Origin of the sequence: Afifella sp. JA880, assembly GCF_025379905.1 — a bacterium.
GTDB classification, from domain to species: Bacteria; Pseudomonadota; Alphaproteobacteria; order Rhizobiales; family Afifellaceae; genus Afifella; species Afifella aestuarii.
In genome coordinates, this window is record NZ_JAOANH010000003.1 from 111,013 (window position 1) to 136,932 (window position 25,920).

Sequence of the window (25,920 nt, forward strand, 5' to 3'; positions counted from 1 at the left end):
GAGCCTCAGACGTCGAGGTTCGCCACCTGCAGCGCGTTCGTCTGAATGAACTCGCGCCGCGGCTCGACATCGTCGCCCATCAGGCCCGAGAAGATCATTTCGGCCGCGTCCGCGTCCTTGACCGAGACCTGCAGAAGCGAGCGGCTTTCCGGATCGAGCGTCGTCTCCCAGAGCTGATCCGGGTTCATCTCGCCGAGCCCTTTATAGCGCTGCAGCGTGATGCCCTTGCGCCCCACGGCGAAGACGCCCTCCAGAAGCTGCATCGGCCCGAACACCGTGCTGTCGACCTCTTTGCGTCGCAGCCTTGGCGGCTCGTCGAAGACGGCCATCAGCGGCTGGGCATGATGATTGATCGACTTCGCATCGGCCGAACCGATCAGCGCCGAATCGAGGCGCACGACCTCCGTCACGCCGCGCAAGGTGCGCTGCAGGAGCACGCCACCGTCGCGCACCTCGCCCTGCCAGCCCTTTTCCGTCTCATCGGCCATGCGATCGAGGCGTTCTGCCGTTTTCGCAGCGATCTGCAACGCCTCCGCCGGCACCGCCATGCGCTCCGCATCGAGAGCGCCGGCAAGCGCCGCCTGCTCCACGACGGCACGATTGTAGCGCGAATGCAGCCGGTCGAGCGCCGTGCGCAAGCCGCGCGCCTCGTCGATGATGGCGCGCAGATCCTCGAGCGCCCGCTCTTCGCCATGGGCGAGCGTCAGGACCGTCTCTTCCAGACCGCCGCGGATGAGGTAATCCTCGAGCGCCCGCTCGTCCTTCAGATACTGCTCGGAACGGTTGCGCGTCACTTTGTAGAGCGGCGGCTGGGCGATAAAAATGTGCCCGCGATCGATCAGCTCGCGCATCTGCCGATAGAAAAAGGTCAGAAGCAGCGTGCGAATATGCGCGCCGTCGACATCGGCATCCGTCATGATGACGATGGTGTGGTAGCGCAGCTTGTCGGCGTTGAATTCTTCCTTGCCGATGCCGGTGCCGAGCGCCGTGATCAAGGTGCCGATCTGATCGGAGGAGAGCATCTTGTCGAAGCGCGCGCGCTCGACATTTAGGATCTTGCCTCGAAGTGGCAGCACCGCCTGATAGCCGCGGTCGCGGCCCATCTGCGCCGACCCGCCGGCCGAGTCGCCCTCGACGATGAAGATTTCCGATTTGGAGGGATCGCGCTCCGAACAATCCTTGAGCTTGCCGGGCAGCGAGGAGATGTCGAGCGCGCCTTTGCGGCGGGTGAGATCGCGCGCCTTTCTCGCCGCCTCACGCGCAGCCGCGGCTTCGACCACCTTGCTGACGACGATCTTGGCTTCCGCCGGATGCTCCTCGAACCAGGTGGAGAGCGCCTCGTTGACGACCGATTCCACCACCGGCCGCACTTCGGAGGAGACGAGCTTGTCTTTGGTCTGCGAGGAAAACTTCGGATCGGGCACCTTGACGGACAGGACGCAGGAAAGCCCTTCGCGGCAATCGTCGCCGGTCAGGGACACCTTCTCGCGTTTGACGATGCCGGAGCTCTCCGCATAGGCGGAAACCTGCCGCGTCAGCGCCCCTCGGAAGCCGGCGAGATGCGTGCCGCCGTCACGCTGCGGAATGTTGTTGGTGAAGAGAAGCACCGTCTCGTGATAGCTGTCGTTCCACCACAAAGCCGCCTCGACGGTGATGCCGTCGCGTTCGTGATAGACGGCGATCGGCGCCGGCATCAGCGGCTTCTTCGACCGGTCGACATAGCGCACGAAGGCTTCAAGGCCGCCTTCATATTCCAGGAGCTCCTCGCGCACATCCGCATGACGGCGATCGGTCAGGCGGATCTTGACGCCCGAATTCAAGAAAGCGAGCTCGCGCAGGCGGCGCTCCAAGGTGTCGAAGTCGAACTCCGTCATCGTGAATGTTTCGGTGGACGGCATGAAGGTGACTTCGGTGCCGGTCATATCGCCCGCCTCACCGATCACCGCGAGCGGCTGCTCGGCGACACCGTGCACGAAACGCATCTCGTTGATTTTGCCGTCGCGCCAGATCTTGAGCTTGAGCCAGGAGGACAGCGCATTGACGACGGAGACGCCCACACCATGCAGACCGCCGGAAACCTTATAGGAATTCTGGTCGAACTTTCCGCCGGCATGAAGCTGCGTCATGATCACTTCGGCGGCCGAAACACCCTCCTCGGGGTGCAGATCGGTCGGAATGCCGCGACCATTGTCCATCACCGTGACCGAGCCGTCGGAATTGAGCGTGACCGACACTTCGGAGGCCCAGCCAGCAAGCGCCTCGTCGATGGCGTTGTCGACGACCTCGTAGACCATATGGTGCAGGCCCGAGCCGTCATCGGTGTCGCCGATATACATGCCGGGTCGCTTACGCACGGCATCGAGGCCCTTGAGGACCTTGATGGAGCCCGCCCCGTAATCTGACGGGAGGCTAATGCGTGGCGTCTCGGGTGTGTCCGTCATAAGCTTTCGAATCGGCTAGAGAGATGGGATTTCCCCTTATAGATGGGGATTGTGGCAACGCCAATGAAGGCGGTCCGCGATGCTTTTCGCTTTTCTCTTTTAAGCAACCGAAAGCTGCCCGTCGACAACCTCGATGAACTGGCCGCTGTCATTGACGGCAGAAAAGAGGGCCTTGTCGGTGCCGGTGAGAAAACTCTGCCCGCCGAGCGCCTCGAGACGCGCAAGAAGTGCGGCACGCCGTCCCTCATCGAGATGGGCGGCGACCTCGTCGAGGAGGAGGATGGGCGTCATTCCGGCAACGCGGGCAACGAGCTCCGCCTCCGCCAGGATGATGGCAAGCAGCAGCGCCTTCTGCTCGCCGGTGGAAGAAAGCGCCGCCGGCGCGTTCTTGGCGGCAAAGGTGACGGCGAGATCGGAGCGGTGCGGCCCGGAAAGGGTTCGCTTGGCGGCGCGGTCGCGCCCTCTCTCGGAGGCAAGCGCGGCCCGATAGGCTTCCTCCGCCTCGCTTGCAGAGCGGCCCGCCACCAGCTCCGCCTCGAAATCGCCCTCTAGCGCGAGCCCGGCGGAGGGAAAGGCGGAGGTCTCGTCATGGGAAGCAATCAGCCCGGCGAGGAGCGCCACCGTCTCCTGGCGGGCGAGCGAGACGGCGAGCGCCGCTTCGGCGAGTTCCGCCTCCACCGCGGAAAGCCAGCGCGGCCCGGCATCGTCTTCGAGCAGACGATTGCGGCTTGAGATGAGCCGGTCGAAGGCGCGCACCCGAGACCCGTGCCCCGGATCGATGGCGAGCGACAGGCGGTCGAGAAAACGCCTTCGGTCTCCCGGCGCCCCGGTGAAGAGACCGTCCATGGCCGGCGTCAGCCACAAAACCCGGCAATACTCCGACAGGGCTTCCGAAGAGGGCGCCGTCGCCCCGTCGACGCGCACCTCCCGGCTTGCCTCTTCCGCGGAGCGAAGCCCGGTGCCGACGCGCCTAACGTCCTCGCCGGCAGCGATATCCGCCGCAACCGCCCAGCCCCCGGCACCGTCGGTGCGGGCGACCGAGCCGAGTTTTGCCCGCCGCAGACCCCGGCCGGGCGAGAGAAAAGACACCGCTTCCAGGAGGTTGGTCTTGCCGGAACCGTTGCGGCCCGTGAGCACGACGAGCCCCGGCCGGAGGTCGCACCCGACCGCCTTATAATTGCGAAAGTCCGTCAGCTTCAGGGAAGCGAGCGTGACCTGCTGACAAGCCGCAGGCGCCGCGATCATGACCTCACACGCGCATCGGCATCAGCACATAGAGCGCGTCGCCGCCCTCTTTGTCGCAAATGAGCGTCGGAGAACCCGGATCGGCAAGCTCGAAACGTGCTTCGCCCGTCGTCAGCTGGTCGGCAATGTCGAGGAGATAGCGCGAATTGAAGCCGATCTCCAAAGGCTCGGCATCGTAATCGACATCGATCTCGTCGGTGGCGCTGCCGGAATCCGGATTGTTGACGGTCAGAACCAGACGCCCTTCGGAGAGCGCCAGCTTCACCGCCCGGCCGCGATCGGAGGAAATGGTCGAAACCCGGTCGACGGCGTTTTTGAAGACGTCCTTGGAGACGACCATCTCCTTGTCGTTGCCGGACGGGATGACCCGCTCGTAATCCGGGAACGTGCCGTCGATGAGCTTCGAGGTGAGCACGATCGAACCGGCGCTCAGACGAATCTTGGTGTCGGAGAGTTCAAGCGACACATTGGTGTCACCGTCCTCCAGAAGCCGCTGCATCTCGCCGATCGTCTTGCGCGGAATGATGATGCCCGGCATCTCGTCGCTGCCTTCCGGCGCGGTCATTTCCGCCTTGGCGAGACGGTGGCCGTCGGTCGCCACGGCACGCAGCCGCCGCTCCGGACCCTCACCCGAGACGTGGAAGAAGATGCCATTGAGGTAATAGCGGGTCTCTTCGGTGGAGATTGCAAACTGCGTGCGCTCGATGAGGCGCCGCAATTCACTCGCCGTCAGGGAGAACCGCACCGGAAGCTCGCCAGGATCGAGGTCCGGGAAATCGGTATCCGGCAGCATCTGCAATTCGAAGCGGGCACGCCCCGCCATCAATTTCATGGTGCCGCCGTCGCCGGTCGTCAGCGAGATCTCCGAACCTTCGGGCGCCTTGCGCACGATGTCGTAGAGCATATGCGCCGGCACGGTGGCGGCCCCCGGCTGCTCGACCATGGCCGGCATCCGATTGGACACCTCCAGGTCGAGGTCGGTGGCTTTCAAGAGCACGCCGCCCTCGACCACGCGCAACAGCACATTCGACAGGATCGGAATGGTGTTGCGCCGTTCGACGACGCGATGGACGGGGGTCAGGGCTTTCAGGAAGGCAGCCCTTTCGATCGCAACTTTCATACCGGCATTCCAGGAATTGGAGGGCCCGAAGCCACTGCGGATACGGGTGCATCGCAGCGGCGGGCGGTCAAATTGGCGCGCCTCACTGACAAAAGCAAGTGCGCGTGGCCGCTTGCGCGGAAGAACCACGAAGAGGGGCGCCGGCGGTGGAGAACACCGCCAGCGCCGGAGGACTTAATCCTGCAACAGCCGGCGCAGGAGCTCGATCTCGTCGGAGAGCTTCTGATCGGCGCCGACGAGCCCCTCGATCTTGCGCACGGCGTGCAGGACCGTCGTGTGATCGCGGCCGCCGAAGCGCTTGCCGATTTCCGGAAACGAACGCGGCGTCATGGTCTTGGCGAGATACATGGCGATCTGCCGGGGCCTGACGACGGTGCGGGTGCGGCGCGCGGAGACGAGATCCTGCCGGCTCACATTGTAATGGCGGGCGACGATCTTCTGGATGTCTTCGATGCGGATGCGCTTCGGCTCGCGGTCCCCGATGAGATCGGCGATCGCCAGTTCGCAGGCGTCGACCGAGATCGGCTGGTCGGAAAACTGGGCGCGACAAATCAGCCGGTTCAAGGCACCGTCGAGATCGCGCCCGTTGCTCACCACCATGCGGGCGATGAAATCGAGCACGTTGTCGGGCACCTGGATCTTGGGATCGCGTTCGCGCGCGGCCGCCAGACGAAGATCGAGGATCTTGCGGCGCATCGCCGTATCCGGGCGCGCCATGCCGACCACCACGCCACCCTTGAGGCGGGAACGCACGCGCTCGTCGATCCCATCGAGCTCGCCCGGCGCGCGGTCGGCTGCAACGACGACCTGCTTGGAGCTGTCGAGGAGCGCGTTCAGCATGTGGCAGAATTCCTGCTGCACGCTGCGGCCGGTCAGGAACTGCATGTCGTCGATCAGGAGGATGTCGATCGAACGCAGCTTTTCCTTGAAGTCGAGCGCGGCCTTGTCGCGAAGGGCGGCGACGAACTGGAAGGTGAAGCGCTCCACCGTCAGATACATCACCCGCCGCTGCGGATGCAGCTTGCGCGTCTCATGCGCGATCGCCTGCAACAGATGCGTCTTGCCGATGCCGACGCCGGCATGGAGGTAGAGAGGATTGTAGAGGGGAGGTGCACCGTCGGGGGCCGTGGCCACGGCCTTGGCCGCGCGGAACGCGACCTCGTTGGAGGTGCCCTCGCAGAAACTGGTGAAGGTCAGCCGGGCATCGAGAGGCGAGCCGGCGAAGCGGTCTTCCGCATCCTCCTGCGCGGCCTGAGGCTGGGCCGGCGCGGGTTCGGAATGCACAACCTTGACTTGCGCAGGAAACTTGAGGGGGCTGCGCTTGACGACATCGACCCGGCGCACATCGCCATATTCGGCGTTCCAGAGCGCCACCAGGCGGTCACTGTAATGACTCTTGATCCATCCCTTCAAAAACAGGGTCGGCGCCGAAAGGCTGACGACACCCGCCGCAACCCCGTCGCATTCGATGCGCGCAAACCATGACGTAAAGACATCGTCACCGAGCTCCGTCCGGAGCCGCTTTTTGACGCGCGCCCAGGCTTCGTCCCAGTCGCGCCGCTCGACGTCCGTCTCCGCCACGTCCTGCTCCTTCATGATTTTCGCCGCCTCTGCAGACATACTGCCTCGTCCTCCTTGCGCCGGGCGCTGACGCGCCAGGCCTTTCACCTCATGCACCCGAACCACAGTCACGACTGTGTCCAGGGCAATCCCACCGCTTTCCAGCCGTTGATCTGCCCGCGATGTCCAGCCTCGTTGCGGTCCCCCTCGAACCCTCCCGAAACGTTGAAACATGGACCATACCCTGCCGCCGTCATGGCCGCTGCTGCTGCAGCGGAACGCACTCCCGACCGGCAGATGAAATAGAGCGGCACCTCCTGCCCGACCCCAGCCTCCCCAAGGGCTGCCATAAGCTTTCCGGCAAACTCCGGATCGACCTGTTGCGTGGGAAAAGATTGCCACTCTGCTAAAAAAAGCTGGCGCCCCAGGGGCGATAGATCCGGGAGACCGACATAGGCCCATTCGGCACGCGTGCGCACATCGATCAGCACGGCATCCGACTCTGAGAGAGCCTTCCAGGCCTCCTCCGGTCCGACGTCACCCTGATAAGCCGTTGTACGCAAGACAAATGCCTCCTGTCCGCCCGAGCCATGACCCGGCCGCCAAAAACACCCGTAAAAGGGGATCCCAGCCTTTTGGTTTTGACGGTCTTGAAGGACCGCCGCGACGGAGCGAACCCCGGGCGTAGACCCGCCCAGGCGCAAGGCATCCACCACGCCAGGAAGGATTCCTGGCGCCGTTCGGCTTCACCTTTTGCTGAGGGCATTCGGGTCGCCCCGTCGTGGCGACCTAAAAACCACAGAGCGGAGGGGGGGGCAACCACCGAATCCGCCGCAGACGGAACGAACTAAAAACGACTCCGACATGACCTTCGGGAAGACCGTCCCAGCGTCGCGCCGCAAGCCCTTGGAGTCTCAGAGTCTTGGGCAATATGTGCGTTTTCGGCAACGGCTTTCGAAGTGAGTCAGAATCGTTGCCGCGCAATTGGGCTTGACTCGTAATCCGGTCCAAAAATCCGGGCCCGAGCGTCCGTCTTGCCCATAAACTTTTGTTAATGAATGGATAATTCTGACAGCGTGGCTCAACCAGACTCTGCCGGGAGCGTTCGACGCCGGCCGCAAAAAGGGCACTGCAGCGTCTCTTTGGCTGTGTGTGGAAAGCGGGCAAAGCCCGCCCTGCCATGTCATCTCAGGCGAGGCGGCGCACCGAAGACGCCGCCAGGTTGCGTTCAGCCGAGGGCCTTCACGCGCTGTGCCAAACGCGACATCTTCCGCGCCGCGGTATTCTTGTGCAGGACGCCCTTGGAAGCGCCGCGCATCAATTCCGGCTGCGCCTCGCGCAGAGCGCTCTGGGCGGCCTGGGAGTTGCCCGAGGCGATGGCCTCTTCGACCTGCCGCAGGAAAGTGCGCAGGCGCGAACGCCGCGCCTTGTTGGTGGCCGTGCGCTGCTCGATCTTCCGAGCAGCCTTCCTGGCCGAAGGTGTATTGGCCATATCAAGATCCGTTCGTTGCCAATTGAAGGGCTCTGTCGGCGCCGACAATTGTCGCTTCGGCCCAACAGAAAGCGCGGCCGTAAACGGCCGCGTTGTCGCCCGATGCTATAGTTGCGCCCTGCCCGGCAGTCAACGGCAAGCTCCACCTGCCGCAAACAAGCATTGTTACGCGACCTGAGCGACACAGACTAGCCCCGCCGTTGTAACGCGCATCGCCGGAGCAAAGGCCCGACTTCTCTCGCCGCCTCGGTCGCCAAAGTGAAACGGCCGCAGCCGCGGCCGCTCCCTCTTACAGTTGCAGCGTGCGACGCCTCAGATGATCGCTTCGGCGGAGCCGAGATTGGCGAGCGCCCGCCGTGCCATCACGGCGACGAGGTTCGCCCGGTATTCGGCCGAGCCGTGAATGTCGCCCATCATCAGGTCGGGGTCGACGCTGAGACCTTCCAGTGCATTGGCGGAGAAATCCCGGGCAAGCGCTGTCTCCGCCGCATGCCAGCGGAAGACGCCTTCATTGCCGGCACCGGTGACGGCGACGCGGACCGAGCCATCGCGATGGCGTGCCACGAAGACCCCGGCCATCGGATAGCGCGAGGCGGGATTGCGGAACTTGGCATAGCCCGCCACCTCGGGAATGGCGAAGCTCACGCCCGTCACGATCTCGCTTTCCTCCAGCGCCGTCTCATAGAGCGCCGTGAAGAAATCATCGGCCGCAATCTCGCGGCTGTCGGTCGTGATCGTGGCGGCAAGCGCCAGCGCGGCCGCGGGATAATCGGCCGCCGGATCGTCATTGGCGATCGAGCCGCCGAGCGTGCCGCGATGGCGCACCTGCGCATCCCCGATCGAACCGGCGAGCGCGGCAAGCGAAGGGATCGCCCGCTGCACCTCGCTGGAGCCCGCGACCTCCGCATGCGTCATGCCGCCCCCGATCCGGACCCGATCGCCTTCGACCGAGATCCCCTTCATGGAGCCGATGCGGGTGAGATCGACGAGCACGTCATGCGCGGCCAGCCGCTGCTTCATGGTCGGCAGCAAGGTGTGGCCGCCGGAGAGATAAGCGGCATCGGACGCTTCCTGGAACAAGCGCCGCGCCTCTTCCACGCTGTCTGCACGCTTATAGGTGAGAGAATACATGGGCTTTGCTCCTATTCCGCCGCCTGCCGCATCGGCGCGGCACCGGCCCGCAGGGCCCGCCACACCTTCTCCGGTGTCGCCGGCATGGAAAGGTCGTTGTTGTCGATCGCATCGGTGATGGCGTTGATCACCGCCGGTGGCGTGCCGATGGCCCCCGCCTCGCCGCAGCCTTTCATGCCGATCGGATTGGACGGACAGATCGTCTCCGTGGTCGACACCTTGAAGGACGGCAAATCGTGCGCCCGCGGCATGGCGTAGTCATTGTAGGACGCCGTGATGAGCTGGCCGCTCTCGGCGTCATAGATGCAGCCCTCCAGGATCGCCTGCCCGACGCCCTGGGCGATACCGCCATGCACCTGGCCTTCGACGATCATCGGGTTGATGACCCGCCCGAAATCATCGGCCGCCACGAACTGGACGATCTCGGTGTGGCCGGTATCGGGATCGATCTCCACCTCGCAGACATAGGCGCCCGCCGGGAAGGTGAAATTCGCCGGGTCGTAGAAGGCGCCCTCTTTGAGGCCCGGCTCCATCCCCTCCGGCATGTTGTGCGCCGTATAGGCGGCAAGGCAGACCTCATGCCAGCCGAGCTTCTTGTCGGTGCCCGCGACACGCACCTCGCCATCGGCAATCTCGATATCGCCCTCCGCCGCCTCCAGAAGATGCGCGGCGAGTTTTTTCGCCTTCGCCTCGACCTTGTCGATGGCTTTCGAAATCGCCGACATGCCGACCGCGCCGGAACGCGAACCGTACGTGCCCATGCCGAACTGCACCTTGTCGGTGTCGCCATGCACGATCGAGACATTGTCGATCGGCACACCGAGACGCTCCGCCACGAGCTGGGCGAACGTCGTCTCATGCCCCTGGCCGTGGCTGTGCGAGCCCGTGAGAACCTCGATCGTGCCGACCGGATTGACCCGCACTTCGGCCGATTCCCAGAGCCCGACGCCCGCTCCGAGCGATCCCACGGCCTGCGAGGGGGCAATGCCGCAAGCCTCGATATAGCAGGAGAGCCCGATGCCGCGAAGCTTGCCGCGACGCGCGGCTTCCGCCTTGCGCTCGCCGAACCCGGCATAATCGGAGGCCGACAGAGCGGCGCTCAGCGAGGCTTCGTAATCACCGGCGTCGTAATTCATGATCACCGGCGTCTGATGCGGGAATTCGCGGATGAAATTCGTCCGCCGAAGCTCCGGTGGTGCCACGCCGAGCTCGCGCGCTGCCGTCTCCATCATCCGTTCCACGACATAAGTCGCTTCCGGCCGCCCGGCGCCGCGATAGGCATCGACCGGTGCAGTGTTCGTGTAGACGCCGCGCACATTGCAGTGGATCGTCGGGATATCGTACTGCCCCGACAACAGCGTCGCGTAGAGATAGGTCGGCACCGAGGACGAAAAGAGCGACATGTAGGCGCCGAAATTGGCGATCGTGTCGATCTTGAAGGCGGTGATGCGGTTGTTCGCATCGAAGGCCATTTCCGCGACCGTGACATGGTCGCGGCCATGCGCGTCGGTCAGGAAGGCCTCAGACCGGTCGCCCGTCCATTTCACCGCAAGTCCCGTCTTGCGCGCCGCCCACAGGCAGGCGACCTCTTCCGGGTAGATGAAAATCTTGGAGCCGAAGCCGCCGCCGACATCCGGCGCGATCACCCGCAATTTGTGTTCGGGCGCCACATTGTAGAAGGCGGAGAGAACGAGCCGCGCCACATGCGGGTTCTGCGACGTCGTCCACAAGGTGAAATGGTCGTCCGCCGCGTCGTATTGGGCGAGCGCCGCCCGCGGCTCCATGGCGTTCGGAACGAGGCGGTTGTTGACGATCTCCATGCGGGTGACATGGGCAGCCTCCGACAAAGCCTTGTCGGCTGCGGCCTTGTCGCCGATCTCCCAATCGTAGATCAGGTTGCCCTTCGCCTCGGGATGAAGCTGCGGGACGCCCTCCCCCAAAGCCTTCGCCGGATCGGTGATGGCGGGAAGCTCTTCCCATTCCACCGCCACGACATCGGCCGCATCGCGGGCCTCGCCGCGCGTTTCGGCGATCACCATCGCGACGGCCTGGCCGACGAAGCGCACCACTTCCGGCGCCAGCGCCGGCCATGCGCCCATATTCATCGGCGTGCCGTCCTTGGAATGGACCATCCAGCCGCAGATGAGATTGCCGATGCCGTCGGCCACGAGTTCCGAGCCCGTGAGAACGGCGAGCACGCCCGGCATGTTGCGCGCCTGTTCTGAATTGATGCCCCCCACCTTCGCGTGGGCGTATGGGCTTCGCACGAAAGCGACATGCTTCATGCCCGCGACGCGCATGTCGTCGACGTATCGTCCCTTACCGGTGATGAATCGCTTGTCTTCCTTGCGCGCGACCCGCGCGCCGATGCCATCTTGAGCCATGTTTCCTCCTTCGGCCGCACCCTTTTGCCGGACCCTTTGTCGGGTCTCTTGCGGGGCGGTCCGGATCCAAGATCAACGCGTCTATTCGGCGGCCTGGCGGACCTCGCCATGCATCTCCTGCGCCGCGGCGAGGATCGCCTTGACGATGTTGTGGTAGCCCGTGCAGCGACAGATATTGCCCTCCAGCTCGTGGCGCACCGTGTCCTCGTCGAGCTGGCCCTCGTGCCGGCGGATGATGTCGACGCCGGACATGATCATGCCGGGCGTGCAATAGCCGCATTGCAGACCGTGATGCTCTTTGAAGGCCGCCTGCAGGGGATGCAGCTCGGCGCCGTCGGCGAGCCCTTCGATCGTCGTGATTGACGTCCCGTCCGCCTGCGCCGCAAGGATGGTGCAGGATTTGATCGCCTTGCCGTCGAGATGCACGACGCAGGCGCCGCATTGCGAGGTGTCGCAGCCGACATGCGTGCCGGTCAGCTCCAGATCTTCGCGCAGAAAGTCCACGAGGAGGCGGCGATCTTCCACCTCCTTGGAGACCTGACGGCCATTCACCGTCATCGTCACAGTGACCATTGAAACCCTCCCTATGAGTTTTGTTATGGGGGCGTGTCGCCCGTTATTCAGATCGCGGCCGGCGATGCGGCCGCGATCTTAAAGAATCGCCCAGAGCACGATCAGGACGAGGATCGCGATAAAGCCCCAGACCATGGGCCCGCCGAGGAAGCCGCCGGCGGCGCGTTCTTCGACCGCCTCCTCGGCCTCTTCAGCGGCATGCTCCAGCTCGTGGGCGGCATGCGAAAACGCCGATTCATGCTCGCCCTCGCGCCTGGCCTCGCTGCTGGTACCGGTGGCGGTCTCTTGGCCGCCCACTTCCGGCACGCCTGTCGCGAGCGGCGGCACGGTGGCCCCGGGGATCGCAGCCGTGCCGGCAGGCTCTGAGAGCACGGCTTCATCGGCCGTGCCGGCAGCCGGCGCCGCCTCATCGGCTTTGATGGTGTGCCCGCCGGCCTTTTCGGCGAGGCAGGAGAAAAATTGATCGGCGAGCTTCTTGGCGGTGGATCCCACGAGGCGATTGCCGAGCTGGGCGAGCTTGCCGCCCACCTGCGCATCGGCGTCATAGGTCAGGATCGTCGTCTCGCCCTCTTCGGCAAGGCGCACATCGGCTGTTCCCTTGGCAAAGCCAGCGACCCCGCCCTGGCCTTCGCCGGCGATCCGGTAGCTCTCGGGAGGCTTCACATCCTGCAGTTCCACCGTGCCGTTGAAGGTCGCCTTCACCGGTCCGATCTTCGTCGTCACCCGCGCGGACAGGCCGCCGGTTTCGGTCTCATGGAGTTCTTCGCAGCCGGGCAGGCATTCGCGCAGCACGTCCGGATCGTTGAGCAGCGCCCAGACCTTCTCTCGCGGCGCCGTGATCACGTATTCACCGGTGAGTTTCATACTGCCTCCCTACGCCCCCTTGTTGATTGCGTTCGATTGTGCACACAGGCCCATTCATACTCAACTGGCAAACAAACCCCGGCAAAGGCTATTTGATGGCAAGACCGGAGACGACAAGGCCGGAGACAACAAGGGACCTCATGCCACTCAGCCAACTGCCCGCGCCGCTCGATACGCTCATGACGATCGCGATCGCTGCCGGGGAGGCCATTCTCGAAATCCATGACGGCGACCTCGCCGTGGAGAAGAAGGCCGATTCATCACCCGTATCCGCAGCGGATCGGGCGAGCGAAAAGCTCATCACCGAAAGATTGCGCCACGACTTTCCCGACATCCCGATCGTCGCCGAAGAGGCCTGCTCGGAGTTCGGACCGCCCGAATGCGGCTCCCGTTTCTTCCTCGTCGATCCGCTCGACGGAACGAAAGAATTCCTGAGCGGCAGCGGCGAATTCACCGTCAACATCGCCCTCGTCGAGGACGCACATGCGGTCGCCGGCGTCGTCTACGCCCCGGTGCTCGGCAAGTTCTTCTGCGGCCTCAAACAGGAGGCGTGGCGCGGCGAGGTGGAGCGGCCGTCGGGGATCGTCACCGACCTGCAGACGATCGCCATCCGCCCCGTCCCGGAAACGCCGATCGCGGTCGCGAGCCGCTCGCACATGTCGCCGGAGACGGCCGCATTTCTCGACCGTTTCGAAGCCGCGGAGACGCGCTCAATCGGCTCTTCGCTCAAATTCTGCCTGCTTGCGGCGGGCGAGGCCGATTTCTACCCCCGTCTCGGTCCGACCATGCAGTGGGACACGGCGGCCGGCCAGGCGGTGCTGGAGGCTGCCGGCGGCCAGGTTCTCAACCTCGATGGCACGCCCTTTCTTTATGGTCGCGAACACGAAGGCGGGCCCCGCCCTTTCCAGAACCCCTATTTCCTGGCGATCGGCGACCCGACGCTCACAGAAACTCTGATCGGCAATCGTGCAGACTGACCCCCTTCCGGACGACGCCACCTTTCAGCCGCGGGTGCTCGCAAGCCGCGGCCACGAGGATTACGCGCTTCTCGACAGCGGCAACGGCCGCAAGCTCGAGCGCTTTGGGCCGATGCTGCTCGACCGGCCGGAGGAGCAGGCGATGTGGGCGCCTTCTCTCCCCGCGAAACAATGGCAGCGGGCAGACGCCGTCTTCACCGGCGACGTGGAAGAGGAAGGCGCCGGACGCTGGCGGCAGAACGCCAGCGAGACGGAATGGACGTGCCGTCACGGCGCGCTCGCCTTCACCTGCCGCCTGACATCCTTCCGCCATGTCGGCGTCTTCCCCGAACACGCCGTGCATTGGGATTTCGTCGAAGAGCGGCTCAAGGAACTTGAGGCGCCGAAACTCCTCAATCTCTTCGGCTATACCGGCATCGCCTCGCTCGTCGCCGCGCAGGCCGGCGCCCAGGTCACCCATGTCGACGCCTCCAAAAAGGCGATCGCCTGGGCGCGCGAAAACCAGGCGCTTTCCGGGCTCGATGACAAGCCGATCCGCTGGCTCCTCGACGATGCCGGCAAGTTCGCCGCCCGCGAGGTGCGCCGCGGCAATCTCTATGACATGATCCTGCTCGATCCGCCGAAATACGGCCGCGGGCCGAAGGGCGAGACCTGGCATCTGTTTGAGGATCTGCCGGAGATGCTGAAACTCTGCGCCCAGTGCCTGAAGCCCGGCGGGACGCTGATCCTGACGGCCTATGCGATCCGCGCCTCCTATCTCGCTTTGCACCAGCTTTCGGCCGATATCGTCGGCGGCAGGGTCACGTCCGGCGAAATGGCGCTTCTCGGCGAAGGCCGCGCCAAGGCCTTGCCCACGGCCCTATATTGCCGGGCGGAGAAACCACAATGAACGAAGCCGAGGAAGAGTGGCGCCCAGGCTTTCACCGCGTCACCAGCCCTTCGAACCCCATCGTCAAACAGCTCTCAGCCCTTTCGGCCAAGAAGAAGGAGCGGGACCGCACCGGCCTTTTTCTCGGCGAAGGCCTGAAGCTCGTGCGCGACGCGCTGGAGACGGGATTTCGCGTCCACGATTTCATCGCCTCTGCGGAGAGCCTGCAGGAGGGCGCGGTTGCCGACACCGCCGCCGCCGTCAAAGGTGCGGGCGGGCGCGTCCTCTCCGTCAGTCGCCCGGTCCTGGAAAAGCTCTCCCGCCGCGACAACCCGCATTCCGTCATCGGCGTCTTCGAGCAGAGGCTGGCGCCCCGCAAGGAGATCGGCCGCGAAGGCCTGTGGATCGGGCTTGACCGCATCCGCGATCCCGGCAATCTCGGCACCATTTTGCGCACGGCGGATGCGGCGGGCGTCGCGGGCGTCGCACTCATCGGCGAATGCTGCGACCCGTTTTCGCTGGAAACGGTGCGCGCTTCCATGGGCTCCTTCTTCCACGTGTCGCTGGCCACCGCCGATGAGGCGGCCTTCCTCGCCGCGGCAAAGGCCAATTCGGCGCGCCTCCTCGGCACGCATCTTTCGGCCACAGAGGATTTCCGCGAGGCGGATTATGCGCCGCCACTCGTCCTCGTCATGGGCAATGAGCGCCAGGGTCTGACCGATGCGCTCGCCGAAGCCTGCGACGGCCTTTTGCGCATTCCGATGCGCGAGGGAGCGGATTCGCTCAACCTCGCCGTCGCCACCGGCTTGATGATCTACGAGGCGCTGAAGCACCCACAAAACGCCGCGACCTTGGCAAAAGCTCAACCTTTACGAAGTACGGGACGTTGATGGCCGCATGCCGCCGAGACTATATGTGTCCGCAACCCGCGCTTCTCGCCTGAGAAGCCACACGCCTGGCAGGAGTTGAACGTGCAACCACCGAGCGAACCGACCCGCCTCGTCACCGTTTTCGGGGGCTCTGGCTTTCTGGGCCGTCATGTCGTGCGTGCCCTTGCACTGCGCGGCTGGCGCATCCGCGTCGCCGTGCGGCGCCCCGATCTCGCCTTCCACCTGCGCCCGCTCGGCTCGGTCGGGCAGATCGTCCCGATGCAGGCGAATTTGCGCTACCCCTGGTCGGTGGAACGCGCCCTTGATGGGGCCGACGCCGCGGTCAATCTGGTCGGCATCCTCTACCAGGGCGGGGCCCAGAACTTCGACGCCGTGCAGGCAAAAGGTCCGCGCACCATCGGCGAAGCGGCCAAAGCCGCCGGCGTGGACGATATCGTCCATGTCTCCGCCATTGGCGCCGACGCGAACTCCGACATCCCTTATTTCCGCAGCAAGGCGGAGGGCGAAGCGGGGCTGCGCGAACACCGGCCGGAGACCATCGTCATGCGTCCGTCGATCGTCTTCGGGCCGGAAGACGAGTTCTTCAATCGCTTTGCCGGCATGGCGGCGATGTCTCCGATCCTGCCGATCATCGGCGATGGCAGCTCGCGCTTTCAGCCGGTCTTCGTCGGCGATGTGGCCGAGGCGATTGCTAACAGTCTCGAAGGCAAGGCGAAGCCCGGGGCGACCTATGAGCTCGGCGGCCCGGAGGTTTTGACCTTCCGCGAATGCATGGAGCTCATGCTGAAAGTCATCAACCGCCGTCGCAAGATCGTGTCGATCCCCTTCAGCGTCGCCAAGCCGATGGGCCGCATCATGAGCAAACTGCCTTCGCCGCCCCTCACCTACGATCAGGTGCGTCAGCTCCGGCTCGACAATGTCGTCTCGGAAGAGGCGAAAGCGGAAGGCCGCACGCTCGAAGGCCTCGGCATCGATCCTGCCGCGCTGGAGCTCATTCTCCCGACCTACCTCGTGCGCTTCCGCGACCACGGGCAGTTCGCCGAGAAGCATCCCGTCTGAGGCAGGGCCGGAGCGCGAAACGCGACCAAGCCGCGCTCCGAAGTCATTCAGAACGTTGAAGCGGCGGGGCGAGCTCCCGCCGCGCCGCAGAGATCAGCCCCAGAGCCAGAGCCCGATGAGGCCCGCCGTGCCGACGGCGATGCGCCACCAGGCGAACGGCGTAAAGCCGTGGCGGGAGACGAAGTCGAGCAGGCTGCGCACCACGACGAGAGCCGCCGCGAAGGCAAAGACGAAGCCGACGCCGATGATCACCGCATCGTCGGCCGACAAGAGCGCGCGATTCTTGAAGAGATCGTAGGCGAAGGCACCGGCCATCGTCGGCATGGCGAGAAAGAAGGAAAATTCCGCCGCCGAACGCTTGTCGCAGCCCATCAGAAGCGCACCGGCGATGGTCGCACCGGAGCGGGAAACACCCGGGATCATCGCAAGACACTGGAACACGCCGATCTTGAAGGCGAGCCCCGGCGGATACCGCATCGCGTCATGATGGACCGGCTTCAGGTCCAGCCGATCGATGAACGCGAGAATGATGCCACCCACAATCAGGGTGATACATATCAACACCGGCGTCTCGAATAAGACATTCTTAATAAAATCGTGCGCGATGGCACCTATGACTGCGGCCGGCAGGAAAGCGAGGAGGATCGCGATGACGAAGCGCCTTGCATCGGGGCTCGTCGGAAGTTGTGTCGCCACACGCCACAACCGCCCGAAATAGACCGACAGAATGGCCAGGATGGCGCCGAGCTGGATGAGCACTTCGAAGGTCTTGCCCGTCGATTCGAAGCCCAGAAAATGCCCGGCGAGCAGAATGTGCGCTGTCGATGAAACCGGAATGAACTCCGTCAACCCTTCGATCAAACCGAGGAAAGCGGCATCAAAGATGGTTCCGATATCCAAGCTCTTTCCTTTCCCGCATAGGCGATCGCCCAACCTTCGCCCGATTGCGCCGCCATGGCACAAGGGCGCTCGCGAATCGTCGCGAGCGTGCGGCTCCTACCATGCCGCAATGAGCGTTCCCATTTCCTTTCACCAGTTTGATAGCCAGCCCCGCTGATGATCCGGCTTTACCACCATCCGTTGTCCGTTCCCTCCCGCTTCATCCGTTTGGCGGTGGGGGAATGCGATCTCAATTGCGAGTTGATCGAGGAGCGCCCGTGGGAGCGCCGTGAGGAATTTCTGCTGATGAATCCGGCGGGCACGCTGCCGGTGATGCAGGAAGACAACGGCCCGCCGATCGTCGGCGCCTGGCCGGCATCTGAATATCTCGACGAGACCCGCGGCTTTGCCCTCGACGAACACCGGCTTCTGCCGGCAAGCGCCGATGGCCGCGCCGAGGTGCGACGGCTTCTCGACTGGTTTCTCGGAAAGTTCGATCCCGAGGTGACGGTCTACCTCGCAGAAGAGCGGGTCATCAAACGCGAGATGTCTCGGCTCGGCATGGATTCCTCGCCCGATTCCTCGCTTCTGCGCGCCGGCCGGGCTAATATCCGCATGCACCTGCGCTATATCGATCATCTGATCGTGGAACAGAGCTGGCTCGCCGGTGACCGCATGAGCTACGCGGATCTCGCCGCCGCCGCGGCGCTTTCCGTGGCCGATTTTCTGGGTGAGGTGCCCTGGCAGGAATATGAGGAAGTCAAGGATTGGTACGCGAGGATCAAATCGAGACCGTCCTTCCGTCCGCTCCTCAACGACCAGATGCGCGGCGTGACGCCGCCGGCCCATTACGCCGATCTCGACTTCTAGAGACGGAGCGCCTGAAGGCGTTCCTGGCCGAAATTGCCCGTGACGAAGGCTTCACCTCCCTCGGCGTGACGCATCCGGACGGGCTCGGAGGCGCCGGCAAGCGCCTCGGCGTCTGGATCGACGAAGGCCGCCACGGCAGCATGGAATGGATGCCGGAAACGGCGGACCGGCGCGCCGATCCACGCCGCATCTTCCGCGATGTTCGCTCCGTCGTCATGCTCGGCATGAATTACGGCCCCGAAGGCGATCCCCTCGCCACGCTCGCGGAACGGCAGAAGGCGACGATCTCCGTCTATGCCCGCAACCGCGATTACCACGACCTCATCAAGGGCGCGATGAAGCGCATCGGCTCGCGGTTTGCCGCCGAAGCGCGCCGCCGCAATCTCCCCGACGAGATCAAAGTGTTTGTCGACACCGCCCCCGTCATGGAAAAGCCGCTGGCGGCGGCCGCTGGCATCGGCTGGCAAGGCAAACACACCAATCTCGTTTCGCGCGACCACGGCTCCTGGCTTTTTCTGGGCGCGATCTTCACCGCCGCCGAGCTTCCCGCAGATCCCGCGGAAACGGACCATTGCGGCTCGTGCCGGCGCTGCCTCGAGGCCTGCCCGACAAACGCCTTCCCGGCGCCCTACCAGCTCGATGCGCGGCGCTGCATCTCCTATCTGACAATCGAAGACAAAGGCCTGATCCCGCGCGAATTTCGCAAAGACCTCGGCAACCGCATCTATGGCTGCGACGACTGCCTCGCCGCCTGCCCGTGGAACAAGTTTGCGGAAACCGCCTCTGAGGCGAAGCTGAAAGCCCGCGAGGATCTTCAGGCGCCTTCTCTGAAAGACCTGGTCCGCCTGGACGATGCCGCCTTCCGGCAGCATTTTTCCGGCTCGCCGATCAAACGCATCGGACGGGCGAAATTCGTCTCCAATGTCTTGATCGCGATCGGCAATTCGGGCGATGCGGAGCTTGCATCGGAAGCTAGGGCAAGGCTCGATGACGAAAGCCCGCTTGTGCGCGGCGCGGCGATCTGGGCACTCGCCAGGCTCGCCCCCGAAACGGCAGAGAGGGCACGGGCAGAACTTTTGCCGCAAGAAGACAATGCCGCCGTGCGCGGCGAATGGAATTTGCTTGGCGAGGATTGATGGATCTCTTTTGCTTTGGCCTCGGTTATTCGGCCCGGTTCACCATGGACGCACTTGAACCCGAAAGCGTCTGGGGCACGACGCGCAGCGCCGAAGGCCTGCATGCGATGGCCGCGCTCGGCGCCATGCCTCTCCTCTTCGACGGAAATGCCGGCGCGCCCCATAACGGTGCCGTCTCCGATGCGCTCGCCGAGGCAACCCATGTCCTCGTCTCCATCGCACCCGACGAGACGGGTGATCCCGTGCTCAACGTCTTCGGCGACGCCCTGTCGGAAGCGGGTCCCAATTCGATCTGCTACCTCTCCACGGTCGGCGTCTATGGCGACCATGATGGCGGCTGGGTCGACGAGACGTCGGAATGCCGGCCGGTCTCGAAGCGCTCCAAGCAGCGGGTCGAGGCGGAGAACGCCTGGCTCTCGTTCTCAGAGACGACGGGCATTCCCGTTTCCATCGTCCGCCTCTCCGGCATCTACGGCCCCGGCCGCGGCCCGTTCGAAAAGATCCGCCGGGGCACGAGCCGCCGCATTATCAAGGACGGACAGGTCTTCAACCGCATCCATGGCGAGGATATCGGCCAGATCGCAGCCGCCGCTCTCCGGCAGAACGCGTCCGGCATCTTCAACGGCACCGACGATGAGCCGGCTGCACCGCAGGACGTGATCACCTATGCCGCCGAGCTTCTGGGTGTCGAGCCGCCGGAGGAAGTCCGTTTCGAGGCCGCCAATATGAGCCCGATGGCGCGCACCTTCTATGGCGAGAACAAGCGGGTCAAAAACGACAAGATCAAGAACGAACTCGGCGTCACCCTCGCCTACCCGACCTATCGCGAGGGCCTGAAAGCCATTCTCGCCGCCGAAAACGACTGAGCCCTCTCTGCCGGCCTGCCCGGCAGGACGCCGGCTGACAGAGCCAGCGTCTTTCCTACCGGCGCCGCTCCTGCGGCGCCTTTCCGCGGGCCACGTGGACACAACCGTCGAGCGCGCAGCCCTGCGGCACGTCGAGATGCCGACCGAGCCGCCTTTCGATGCGGGTGCGCAAAAGCACCGAAAGCCCACCCAGGAGGTAGAGCGGCTCCCCGTCGCTCTCTCCGCTGACGCTCTTCCCGCCGCGGCCATCGCCAAGCGAAGAGACGAGAGCCGTGGCCTCATCGGCGGCAGCCTCGAGAAGCGTTGCGGCTGCGTCATCACCCGCCTCCGCGGCCGCGACGATCTCCGGCACGAGTGCCGCAAAATCCCGGGGCCTCGCCTGCAACAGCCAGTCCAGAATAGCTGCCTCTCTGCCACCGAGCCGGGCCACGAGCCGCTCGGACAGGAGGCTCTCAGGCGCCGCCCCGTCAAAGCTCTTCAGCGCGGCCTCCACCGCCCGGCGGCCGAGCCAGGCGCCGGAGCCGCGATCTCCCCCGAGAAAACCCCAGCCGTCGCGCTGGATCGAGGTCCCATCCGCAAAAAGCCGGTGCCCGGCGGCACCGGTACCGAGGATGATAAGCCGCGCCGGCTGCCCGCCGCTCGCTCCGACAAGCGCCGCATAGCCGTCCGACATCGACACGATCTCAGCAAATCCCTCATGTGCGGCGAGAAAAGCCGCACGCCGGTTGACGTCGACGAGGCCCGCCACCCCGAGGCTGAGAACGACCGATCCGCGCTGGGTCTGCGGCGTGGTCTGCCGGCAGAGCACATTGATGAGGGCGTCGAGGACGGCGATCGCCCCGGCAAGATCCGTGGAGGGATTGCAGGCACCGCCTTCTCCACTCGCGAGGACCGCCCCATCGGGGGCGACCAGGCGCCCGCGACAAGTCGTGCCGCCGGCGTCGACTGCCAGAATCGTTCTTTCCATAAAAACCTGTTCCCGATGCCTTGAGATGCTGCGCCGACGGTTCGCGCTCAATCGCCTTCGATCGCCTTCATCGCCGCCTTCGTGACCGACTGCCGTACGGATTGATATTCGCCCCAGGGATCGCCGCGAAGCGCCTTGAGCCGCTTCGGCAGATTTTCCACGGTGTAGGCGTTCGCCGCTTTCACCGATGAGAGCTCGTCCCAGGAGACCGGCGTCGCCACCGGCGCCCCGTCGCGCGAGCGCGTGGAGAAGGGTGCGATCGCCGTCGAGCCACGCTCATTGCGGAGATAATCGAGGAAAATCCGCCCCTTGCGCTTCGCTTTCGACATCGTCGCCACGTATTTCTCCGGCGCCTCCTCGGCAAGTCTCATCGCAAAGCCGCGCGCGAACGCCTTCACCTCGGGCCATTCGGCGCGCCGGGTCAACGGCACGATGACATGCACGCCCTTGCCGCCGGAAAGCATCGGAAAACTCTGAAGGCCAAGATCGGCGAGCCTGTCGCGGAGGTCGAAGGAGGCCGTCTTCACATCACCGAAATCGAGCCCTTCATCGGGGTCGAGATCGAAGACGATACGCTCCGGCTTCTCGACCTGATCGATGCGCGAACCCCAGATGTGGAATTCCATCACCCCCATCTGCACACCCGCGAGGATGCCCGCGAGATCGTCGACATAGAAATACTGCTCCTTGTCGCCGGAGCCCTCGATGATTTCCACGCGCTTCATCTCGTCGGGAAAACCGCCGGAATCGTGCTTCTGGAAAAAACACTTCTTGGCGCGCCCCTGCGGACAGCGCACGAGGCTGAGTGGGCGCTCGGCGAGATAAGGCAGCATCCATTCACCGATCGCCGCGTAATATTCCGCGAGATCGCGCTTCGACAGACCCTGGCTCGGAAAGACGACACGATCGGGCGACGTCAGACGCACGCCAGCAACGCGCATGTCGTCGCCGTCGCCCGCGGCGCTTGCGGCTCCCGCAGACGACGCTCCGCCCGAGCCCCGCTTCCCGGACCCTTGCTTCCCTGGCGCTTGCTTCGACTTCGACGAAGTTTCGGCGCCTGTCGCCGCAACAGGTTTTTCGAGGCTCACTTTGCTGGCCTCCTTGTCCTCGCGCAGTCCCAGGAATGAGGGATGCCGCAGAATGTTGTCGCCGGTGAATTCGGTGAAGGCGATCTCGGCGACGAGCGCAGGCTTCACCCAATGGGCGCCGCGCGCCACCGCCTTCGGCACATCGGCGAAGGGAGGCGTTTTGCGTTCGATCGCTTTCAGCCGCGCCGACAACGCGTCGAGATCGTTCTCATCGAACCCCGTTCCGACACGCCCGTTATAACGAAGTTTTCCGTCCTCGAAGGTGCCGAGAAGGAGAGACGAAAAGCCGGTGCGCCGCTGCGAAGGCGACCAGCCGCCGATGACGAATTCCTGCCGCTTCGTGCATTTGATCTTGAGCCAGGTCTTGGTGCGCCGCGAGCGGTAGGACGCATCCGCCTTTTTCGAGACGATGCCCTCATGCCCGCCGGCACAGAGCGCCGACAGCACCTTCTCGCCTTCGCCGCGCACATGTTCGGAAAACTGCACGACGGAATTTTTCGGCAGCGGCTTCAAGAGCTCTTTGAGCCGCGTCTTGCGCTCGCTCAGTTTTTCGCCGGTCACGTCCTCGCCATCGATTTCGAGAAGATCGAAGGCGAAAAAGGCGAGATCGCCCCCCTCGCCGATCGCCCGCTGCAGGCTGGAAAAATCGGTCCGTCCCTTGTCGTCGAAAGCGACGAGCTCGCCGTCGACGAGCGCCGACCGCCCGCCGAGCGGCGCGAAAGCTTTGGCGAGCTTGGGAAATTTTGCCGTCCAATCCTGGCCGCTGCGGGTGAAGAATTTCGGGCCTCCTTTACCGAGCGCCACGATCAGACGGTAGCCGTCATATTTCATTTCGTGGACCCAGCCGGCACCCGACGGCACGGCATCGACGAGGGTTGCAAGCTGCGGCGAACGGAAGGCCGGCAGCGCGGCCTTGGCGTCTTTCGTCCCTGCGCTCTTCTTGGCAGCCGCCTTGCCCTTGGAGCCGGTCTCGCCCTTGGCAGTCTCACTGCCTTTCTCGGGCTCCGATTCCCACACGGGCGAATCCGCGCCCTCCGCGATCGCCTGCATGCTGCGGCCGGTCGCAACACTGGTCTCGTGGTCTTTCAGCAGCGGATCGCTCTCGTCGGCCGTCTCGTCGCGCTCCTTGATGAGAAGCCAGTTCTCACGCTTCTCCTTCGGCCGCCCGCGCATTTTGACGAGCGCCCAGCCGCCCTTCATCCGCTCGCCGTTGAGACGGAAATGCAGCTTGCCCTCTTTCAAGCCCTCATGCGGATCATGGAGCGGCTCCCAGGTGCCGCGATCCCACAGCATCACCGTGCCGCCGCCATATTGGCCCTTGGGGATCGTCCCTTCGAAGCCGCCGTAATCGAGGGGATGATCCTCCACATGGACGGCCAGGCGTTTTTCGCCCGGATCGAGGCTCGGGCCCTTTGTCACCGCCCAGCTCTTCAGAACACCATCGAGCTCGAGCCGGAAATCGTAATGCAGGCGGGTGGCATCATGCTTCTGGACGACGAAGCTCGCGCCCTTGGCCTTGCCGCGTTTGCCCTTCGGCTCCTGCGTTTTTGCGAAGTCGCGCTTGGTGCGATAGGTCTTGAGAAGATCTGCCGTCGCCATCAAGTCTCCTTAAGCCGATTTGCGCTGACGGCCGGACGAGCTGGAGGACTTCGCCCGGGACGAGGATTTGCCGGTGCCGGCCTTGCCGCTCCGCGACTTCGCCGAAGAAGACGACGTCTTCGCAGCGGACTTTCGGCTGCTCTTACCGCCGCTCTTGCCGTCCTCCCCGCTCTTCTCCAGGCTCTCTTTCAGCGCCGCCATCAGATCGATGACGTTGTCGCCGCCGCGTTTCGGCGCCTCGTCATCGTCGCTTTCCACGACCTTGGGCCGCTTCTTCTTGAGCTTCGAGTCGATCACATCGCGCAGCGCCTTCACGTAATGGTCCTTGAAGACGCCGGCATCGAAGGGTGCGGTCTTGCGCTCGATCAGCTCTGAGGCGACGCCCAGGAGATCCTCATCCGCCTCCTCGTCGCCGATGCCGGAGAAGAAGGAATCCGATTTGCGGATTTCTTCCTCGTAATGCAGCGTCTCCAGGAGAAGCCCCGTCCCGCAGGGTTTGATGGCAACGAGATATTCCTTGCCGCGGAGCGCGAGCTGCCCGAGCCCCACCTTCTCCGACTGGCGCAGCGCATCGCGCACCACGCGGAAGGCATCCTCGGCGAGCTCGTCCTGCGGCACCATGAAATACGGTTTGTCGAAATAAAGCGGGTCGATCTCGCAGGAACCGACGAATTGCGTGAGCTCCAGCGTCTTCTTGGTCTCGAGCTTGACCTCGTCGATCTCGTCTTCCGACAGAAGAACGTAATTCCCCTTCTCGTATTCGAAGCCCTTCAGGATTTCATCTGTATCGACCGGCCCGACACCCGGAACCACTTTCTGGTATTTCACGGGCTTGCCCGAAGGCTCGTGAATCTGACGAAAGGAGATCTTGGAAGACGTCTTCGTCGCCGAGTAGAGTTCGACCGGGATGGAAACGAGAGAGAGGCGCAGCTGACCTTTCCAGACAGGACGGGCGGCGGGCATATCGGACTCAACTAACTGATAAGACTCACTGACTTGATTCAACGCCGCGCCCGCGGGCGTTGTTCCACTGCGCATGCCCGCCCTGCGGCCACGGGAATTGGCCTGGAAAACCGCGCCTCCCGCAGCATTTTCACGTGCAACGAAGAAATCGCAGGAGAAGAAGCATGTTGAAAGGCAAGACCGCCGTCGTCACCGGATCGAATTCCGGGATCGGTCTCGGCGTCGCCAAGGCGCTCGCCGCCGAAGGCGCCAATGTCGTGATCAATTCCTTCACGGATCGCACCGAAGACCACGAGCTCGCCGAGAAGATCGCCTCCGAATACGGCGTGACGGCGAAATATGTGAAGGCTGATATGTCGGTCGATGCCGAATGCCGCGGCCTCATCGAAGAGGCGGCCAAGATCGGCCCGGTTCAGATCCTCGTCAACAATGCCGGTATCCAGCATGTGGCGAAGGTCGAAGATTTTCCGGCCGAGAAATGGCACCAGATCATTGCCATCAATCTTTCCTCCGCCTTCTTCACCACGGCGGCCGCCGTGCCCGGGATGAAGGAAGCCGGCTGGGGCCGGATCATCAACATCGCCTCCGCCCACGGTCTCACCGCCTCGCCCTATAAGAGCGCCTATGTCTCCGCCAAGCACGGCGTCGTTGGCCTCACGAAGACGGTGGCGCTGGAGCTTGCCGAGGAGCCGATCACCTGCAACGCCATCTGCCCGGGCTATGTGAAGACGCCGCTCGTCGAAGGCCAGATCGAAGACCAGATGAAGACCCACAACATGGACCGCGAGACCGTCGTCCGCGAAGTCATGCTGGAGCGCCAGCCGACGAAGCAATTCGTCAAGATCGAGGATATCGGCGCCATGGCCGTTTTTCTCTGCTCCGACGCGGCCGCCCAGATCACCGGGACACCGTTGTCAATCGACGGCGGCTGGACGGCTCTTTAAAGGG

22 protein-coding genes are annotated in these 25,920 nt (G+C 64.2%); 8 read left to right on the forward strand and 14 right to left on the reverse strand.

What is annotated here, in order from left to right; genetic code table 11:
* Positions 1–5: 5 nt before the first annotated feature.
* The 10 genes from gyrB to NYQ83_RS13620 all read right to left on the reverse strand — a co-directional run bounded on the left by gyrB (position 6) and on the right by NYQ83_RS13620 (position 12,810).
* Positions 6–2,441 carry a DNA topoisomerase (ATP-hydrolyzing) subunit B gene (gene gyrB, locus NYQ83_RS13575; protein WP_261215325.1) on the reverse strand — a complete coding sequence of 812 codons (2,436 nt, stop codon included), beginning with the start codon at positions 2,439–2,441 and terminating at the stop codon, positions 6–8.
* Positions 2,442–2,540: 99 nt separating this feature from the next.
* A complete protein-coding gene (gene recF, locus NYQ83_RS13580) occupies positions 2,541–3,686 on the reverse strand; it encodes a DNA replication/repair protein RecF (RefSeq protein ID WP_261215327.1) in 1,146 nt (381 codons plus the stop codon).
* Between the two features lie 4 nt (positions 3,687–3,690).
* Entirely contained in the window at positions 3,691–4,806 is a 1,116-nt protein-coding gene (dnaN, locus tag NYQ83_RS13585; RefSeq protein ID WP_128290806.1) for a DNA polymerase III subunit beta, read from the reverse strand.
* Positions 4,807–4,980: 174 nt separating this feature from the next.
* Complete coding sequence (gene dnaA / locus NYQ83_RS13590) at positions 4,981–6,426, reverse strand: chromosomal replication initiator protein DnaA (protein ID WP_261215330.1); 1,446 nt, start codon at positions 6,424–6,426, stop codon at positions 4,981–4,983.
* Between the two features lie 68 nt (positions 6,427–6,494).
* Positions 6,495–6,929: a rhodanese-like domain-containing protein gene (locus NYQ83_RS13595; protein WP_261215332.1), complete on the reverse strand. Its 435-nt coding sequence runs from the start codon at positions 6,927–6,929 to the stop codon at positions 6,495–6,497.
* Between the two features lie 665 nt (positions 6,930–7,594).
* On the reverse strand, positions 7,595–7,858 hold the full coding sequence (gene rpsT / locus NYQ83_RS13600) for a 30S ribosomal protein S20 (protein WP_092814887.1): 264 nt from the start codon (positions 7,856–7,858) through the stop codon (positions 7,595–7,597).
* A 312-nt stretch (positions 7,859–8,170) separates the two neighbouring features.
* Complete coding sequence (locus tag NYQ83_RS13605) at positions 8,171–8,989, reverse strand: FAD binding domain-containing protein (RefSeq protein ID WP_261215334.1); 819 nt, start codon at positions 8,987–8,989, stop codon at positions 8,171–8,173.
* Between the two features lie 11 nt (positions 8,990–9,000).
* Positions 9,001–11,373 (reverse strand): xanthine dehydrogenase family protein molybdopterin-binding subunit, encoded by a 2,373-nt coding sequence (locus NYQ83_RS13610; protein WP_261215335.1) that lies wholly within the window; start codon positions 11,371–11,373, stop codon positions 9,001–9,003.
* 81 nt (positions 11,374–11,454) lie between these two features.
* On the reverse strand, positions 11,455–11,946 hold the full coding sequence (locus NYQ83_RS13615) for a (2Fe-2S)-binding protein (RefSeq protein WP_092814731.1): 492 nt from the start codon (positions 11,944–11,946) through the stop codon (positions 11,455–11,457).
* 78 nt (positions 11,947–12,024) lie between these two features.
* Positions 12,025–12,810, reverse strand: coding sequence for an SRPBCC family protein (locus tag NYQ83_RS13620; protein ID WP_128290802.1), 786 nt, complete (start codon positions 12,808–12,810; stop codon positions 12,025–12,027).
* A gap of 140 nt (positions 12,811–12,950) precedes the next feature.
* Between NYQ83_RS13620 and cysQ the strand changes: the two genes are divergently transcribed.
* The 4 genes from cysQ (at position 12,951) to NYQ83_RS13640 (ending at position 16,604) form a co-directional block, all read left to right on the forward strand.
* Complete coding sequence (cysQ, locus tag NYQ83_RS13625) at positions 12,951–13,787, forward strand: 3'(2'),5'-bisphosphate nucleotidase CysQ (RefSeq protein ID WP_261215339.1); 837 nt, start codon at positions 12,951–12,953, stop codon at positions 13,785–13,787.
* Positions 13,777–14,676, forward strand: a complete 900-nt coding sequence (locus NYQ83_RS13630) for a class I SAM-dependent methyltransferase (protein WP_261215340.1) — start codon at positions 13,777–13,779, stop codon at positions 14,674–14,676. The genes cysQ and NYQ83_RS13630 overlap by 11 nt, the downstream gene beginning before the upstream one ends.
* Positions 14,673–15,545, forward strand: coding sequence for a TrmH family RNA methyltransferase (locus tag NYQ83_RS13635; protein WP_261215341.1), 873 nt, complete (start codon positions 14,673–14,675; stop codon positions 15,543–15,545). Before NYQ83_RS13630 ends, NYQ83_RS13635 begins: the two co-directional genes overlap by 4 nt.
* Positions 15,546–15,626: 81 nt before the next feature.
* Entirely contained in the window at positions 15,627–16,604 is a 978-nt protein-coding gene (locus NYQ83_RS13640) for a complex I NDUFA9 subunit family protein (RefSeq protein ID WP_261215342.1), read from the forward strand.
* Between the two features lie 93 nt (positions 16,605–16,697).
* On the opposite strand, the gene NYQ83_RS13645 is transcribed toward NYQ83_RS13640, so the two are convergent.
* Positions 16,698–17,504, reverse strand: a complete 807-nt coding sequence (locus tag NYQ83_RS13645) for an undecaprenyl-diphosphate phosphatase (protein WP_261215343.1) — start codon at positions 17,502–17,504, stop codon at positions 16,698–16,700.
* Between the two features lie 156 nt (positions 17,505–17,660).
* Here NYQ83_RS13645 and NYQ83_RS13650 point away from each other — a divergent pair, with 156 nt between their 5' ends.
* From NYQ83_RS13650 to NYQ83_RS13660, 3 genes are read left to right on the forward strand one after another with little or no spacing between them, the layout of a single operon-like run.
* Entirely contained in the window at positions 17,661–18,353 is a 693-nt protein-coding gene (locus NYQ83_RS13650) for a glutathione S-transferase family protein (RefSeq protein ID WP_261215344.1), read from the forward strand.
* 11 nt (positions 18,354–18,364) lie between these two features.
* The gene (gene queG, locus NYQ83_RS13655) at positions 18,365–19,489 is read left to right on the forward strand and encodes a tRNA epoxyqueuosine(34) reductase QueG (protein ID WP_128291783.1); all 1,125 of its coding nucleotides are present in this window, start codon (positions 18,365–18,367) and stop codon (positions 19,487–19,489) included.
* Positions 19,489–20,355, forward strand: coding sequence for an SDR family oxidoreductase (locus NYQ83_RS13660; protein ID WP_261215345.1), 867 nt, complete (start codon positions 19,489–19,491; stop codon positions 20,353–20,355). Before queG ends, NYQ83_RS13660 begins: the two co-directional genes overlap by 1 nt.
* 55 nt (positions 20,356–20,410) lie before the next feature.
* Here NYQ83_RS13660 and NYQ83_RS13665 read toward each other — a convergent pair whose 3' ends face one another.
* From NYQ83_RS13665 to NYQ83_RS13675, 3 genes are read right to left on the reverse strand one after another with little or no spacing between them, the layout of a single operon-like run.
* A complete protein-coding gene (locus NYQ83_RS13665; RefSeq protein WP_261215346.1) occupies positions 20,411–21,322 on the reverse strand; it encodes a BadF/BadG/BcrA/BcrD ATPase family protein in 912 nt (303 codons plus the stop codon).
* 47 nt (positions 21,323–21,369) lie between these two features.
* Entirely contained in the window at positions 21,370–24,012 is a 2,643-nt protein-coding gene (gene ligD, locus NYQ83_RS13670) for a DNA ligase D (protein WP_409977002.1), read from the reverse strand.
* A gap of 6 nt (positions 24,013–24,018) precedes the next feature.
* Positions 24,019–24,972 carry a Ku protein gene (locus tag NYQ83_RS13675; protein WP_261215348.1) on the reverse strand — a complete coding sequence of 318 codons (954 nt, stop codon included), beginning with the start codon at positions 24,970–24,972 and terminating at the stop codon, positions 24,019–24,021.
* Between the two features lie 164 nt (positions 24,973–25,136).
* On the opposite strand from NYQ83_RS13675, the gene NYQ83_RS13680 reads away from it, so the two are divergent.
* Positions 25,137–25,916, forward strand: coding sequence for a 3-hydroxybutyrate dehydrogenase (locus tag NYQ83_RS13680; RefSeq protein WP_261215349.1), 780 nt, complete (start codon positions 25,137–25,139; stop codon positions 25,914–25,916).
* Positions 25,917–25,920: the final 4 nt, after the last annotated feature.

Coding starts and splice junctions, on each gene's coding strand:
- gyrB (WP_261215325.1), bottom strand. CDS start 2,441: ATGACGGACACACCCGAGACGCCACGCATTAGCCTCCCGTCAGATTAC.
- recF (WP_261215327.1), bottom strand. CDS start 3,686: ATGATCGCGGCGCCTGCGGCTTGTCAGCAGGTCACGCTCGCTTCCCTG.
- dnaN (WP_128290806.1), bottom strand. CDS start 4,806: ATGAAAGTTGCGATCGAAAGGGCTGCCTTCCTGAAAGCCCTGACCCCC.
- dnaA (WP_261215330.1), bottom strand. CDS start 6,426: ATGTCTGCAGAGGCGGCGAAAATCATGAAGGAGCAGGACGTGGCGGAG.
- rpsT (WP_092814887.1), bottom strand. CDS start 7,858: ATGGCCAATACACCTTCGGCCAGGAAGGCTGCTCGGAAGATCGAGCAG.
- NYQ83_RS13605 (WP_261215334.1), bottom strand. CDS start 8,989: ATGTATTCTCTCACCTATAAGCGTGCAGACAGCGTGGAAGAGGCGCGG.
- NYQ83_RS13610 (WP_261215335.1), bottom strand. CDS start 11,373: ATGGCTCAAGATGGCATCGGCGCGCGGGTCGCGCGCAAGGAAGACAAG.
- NYQ83_RS13615 (WP_092814731.1), bottom strand. CDS start 11,946: ATGGTCACTGTGACGATGACGGTGAATGGCCGTCAGGTCTCCAAGGAG.
- NYQ83_RS13620 (WP_128290802.1), bottom strand. CDS start 12,810: ATGAAACTCACCGGTGAATACGTGATCACGGCGCCGCGAGAGAAGGTC.
- cysQ (WP_261215339.1), top strand. CDS start 12,951: ATGCCACTCAGCCAACTGCCCGCGCCGCTCGATACGCTCATGACGATC.
- NYQ83_RS13635 (WP_261215341.1), top strand. CDS start 14,673: ATGAACGAAGCCGAGGAAGAGTGGCGCCCAGGCTTTCACCGCGTCACC.
- NYQ83_RS13650 (WP_261215344.1), top strand. CDS start 17,661: ATGATCCGGCTTTACCACCATCCGTTGTCCGTTCCCTCCCGCTTCATC.
- NYQ83_RS13660 (WP_261215345.1), top strand. CDS start 19,489: ATGGATCTCTTTTGCTTTGGCCTCGGTTATTCGGCCCGGTTCACCATG.
- NYQ83_RS13665 (WP_261215346.1), bottom strand. CDS start 21,322: ATGGAAAGAACGATTCTGGCAGTCGACGCCGGCGGCACGACTTGTCGC.
- NYQ83_RS13675 (WP_261215348.1), bottom strand. CDS start 24,972: ATGCCCGCCGCCCGTCCTGTCTGGAAAGGTCAGCTGCGCCTCTCTCTC.
- NYQ83_RS13680 (WP_261215349.1), top strand. CDS start 25,137: ATGTTGAAAGGCAAGACCGCCGTCGTCACCGGATCGAATTCCGGGATC.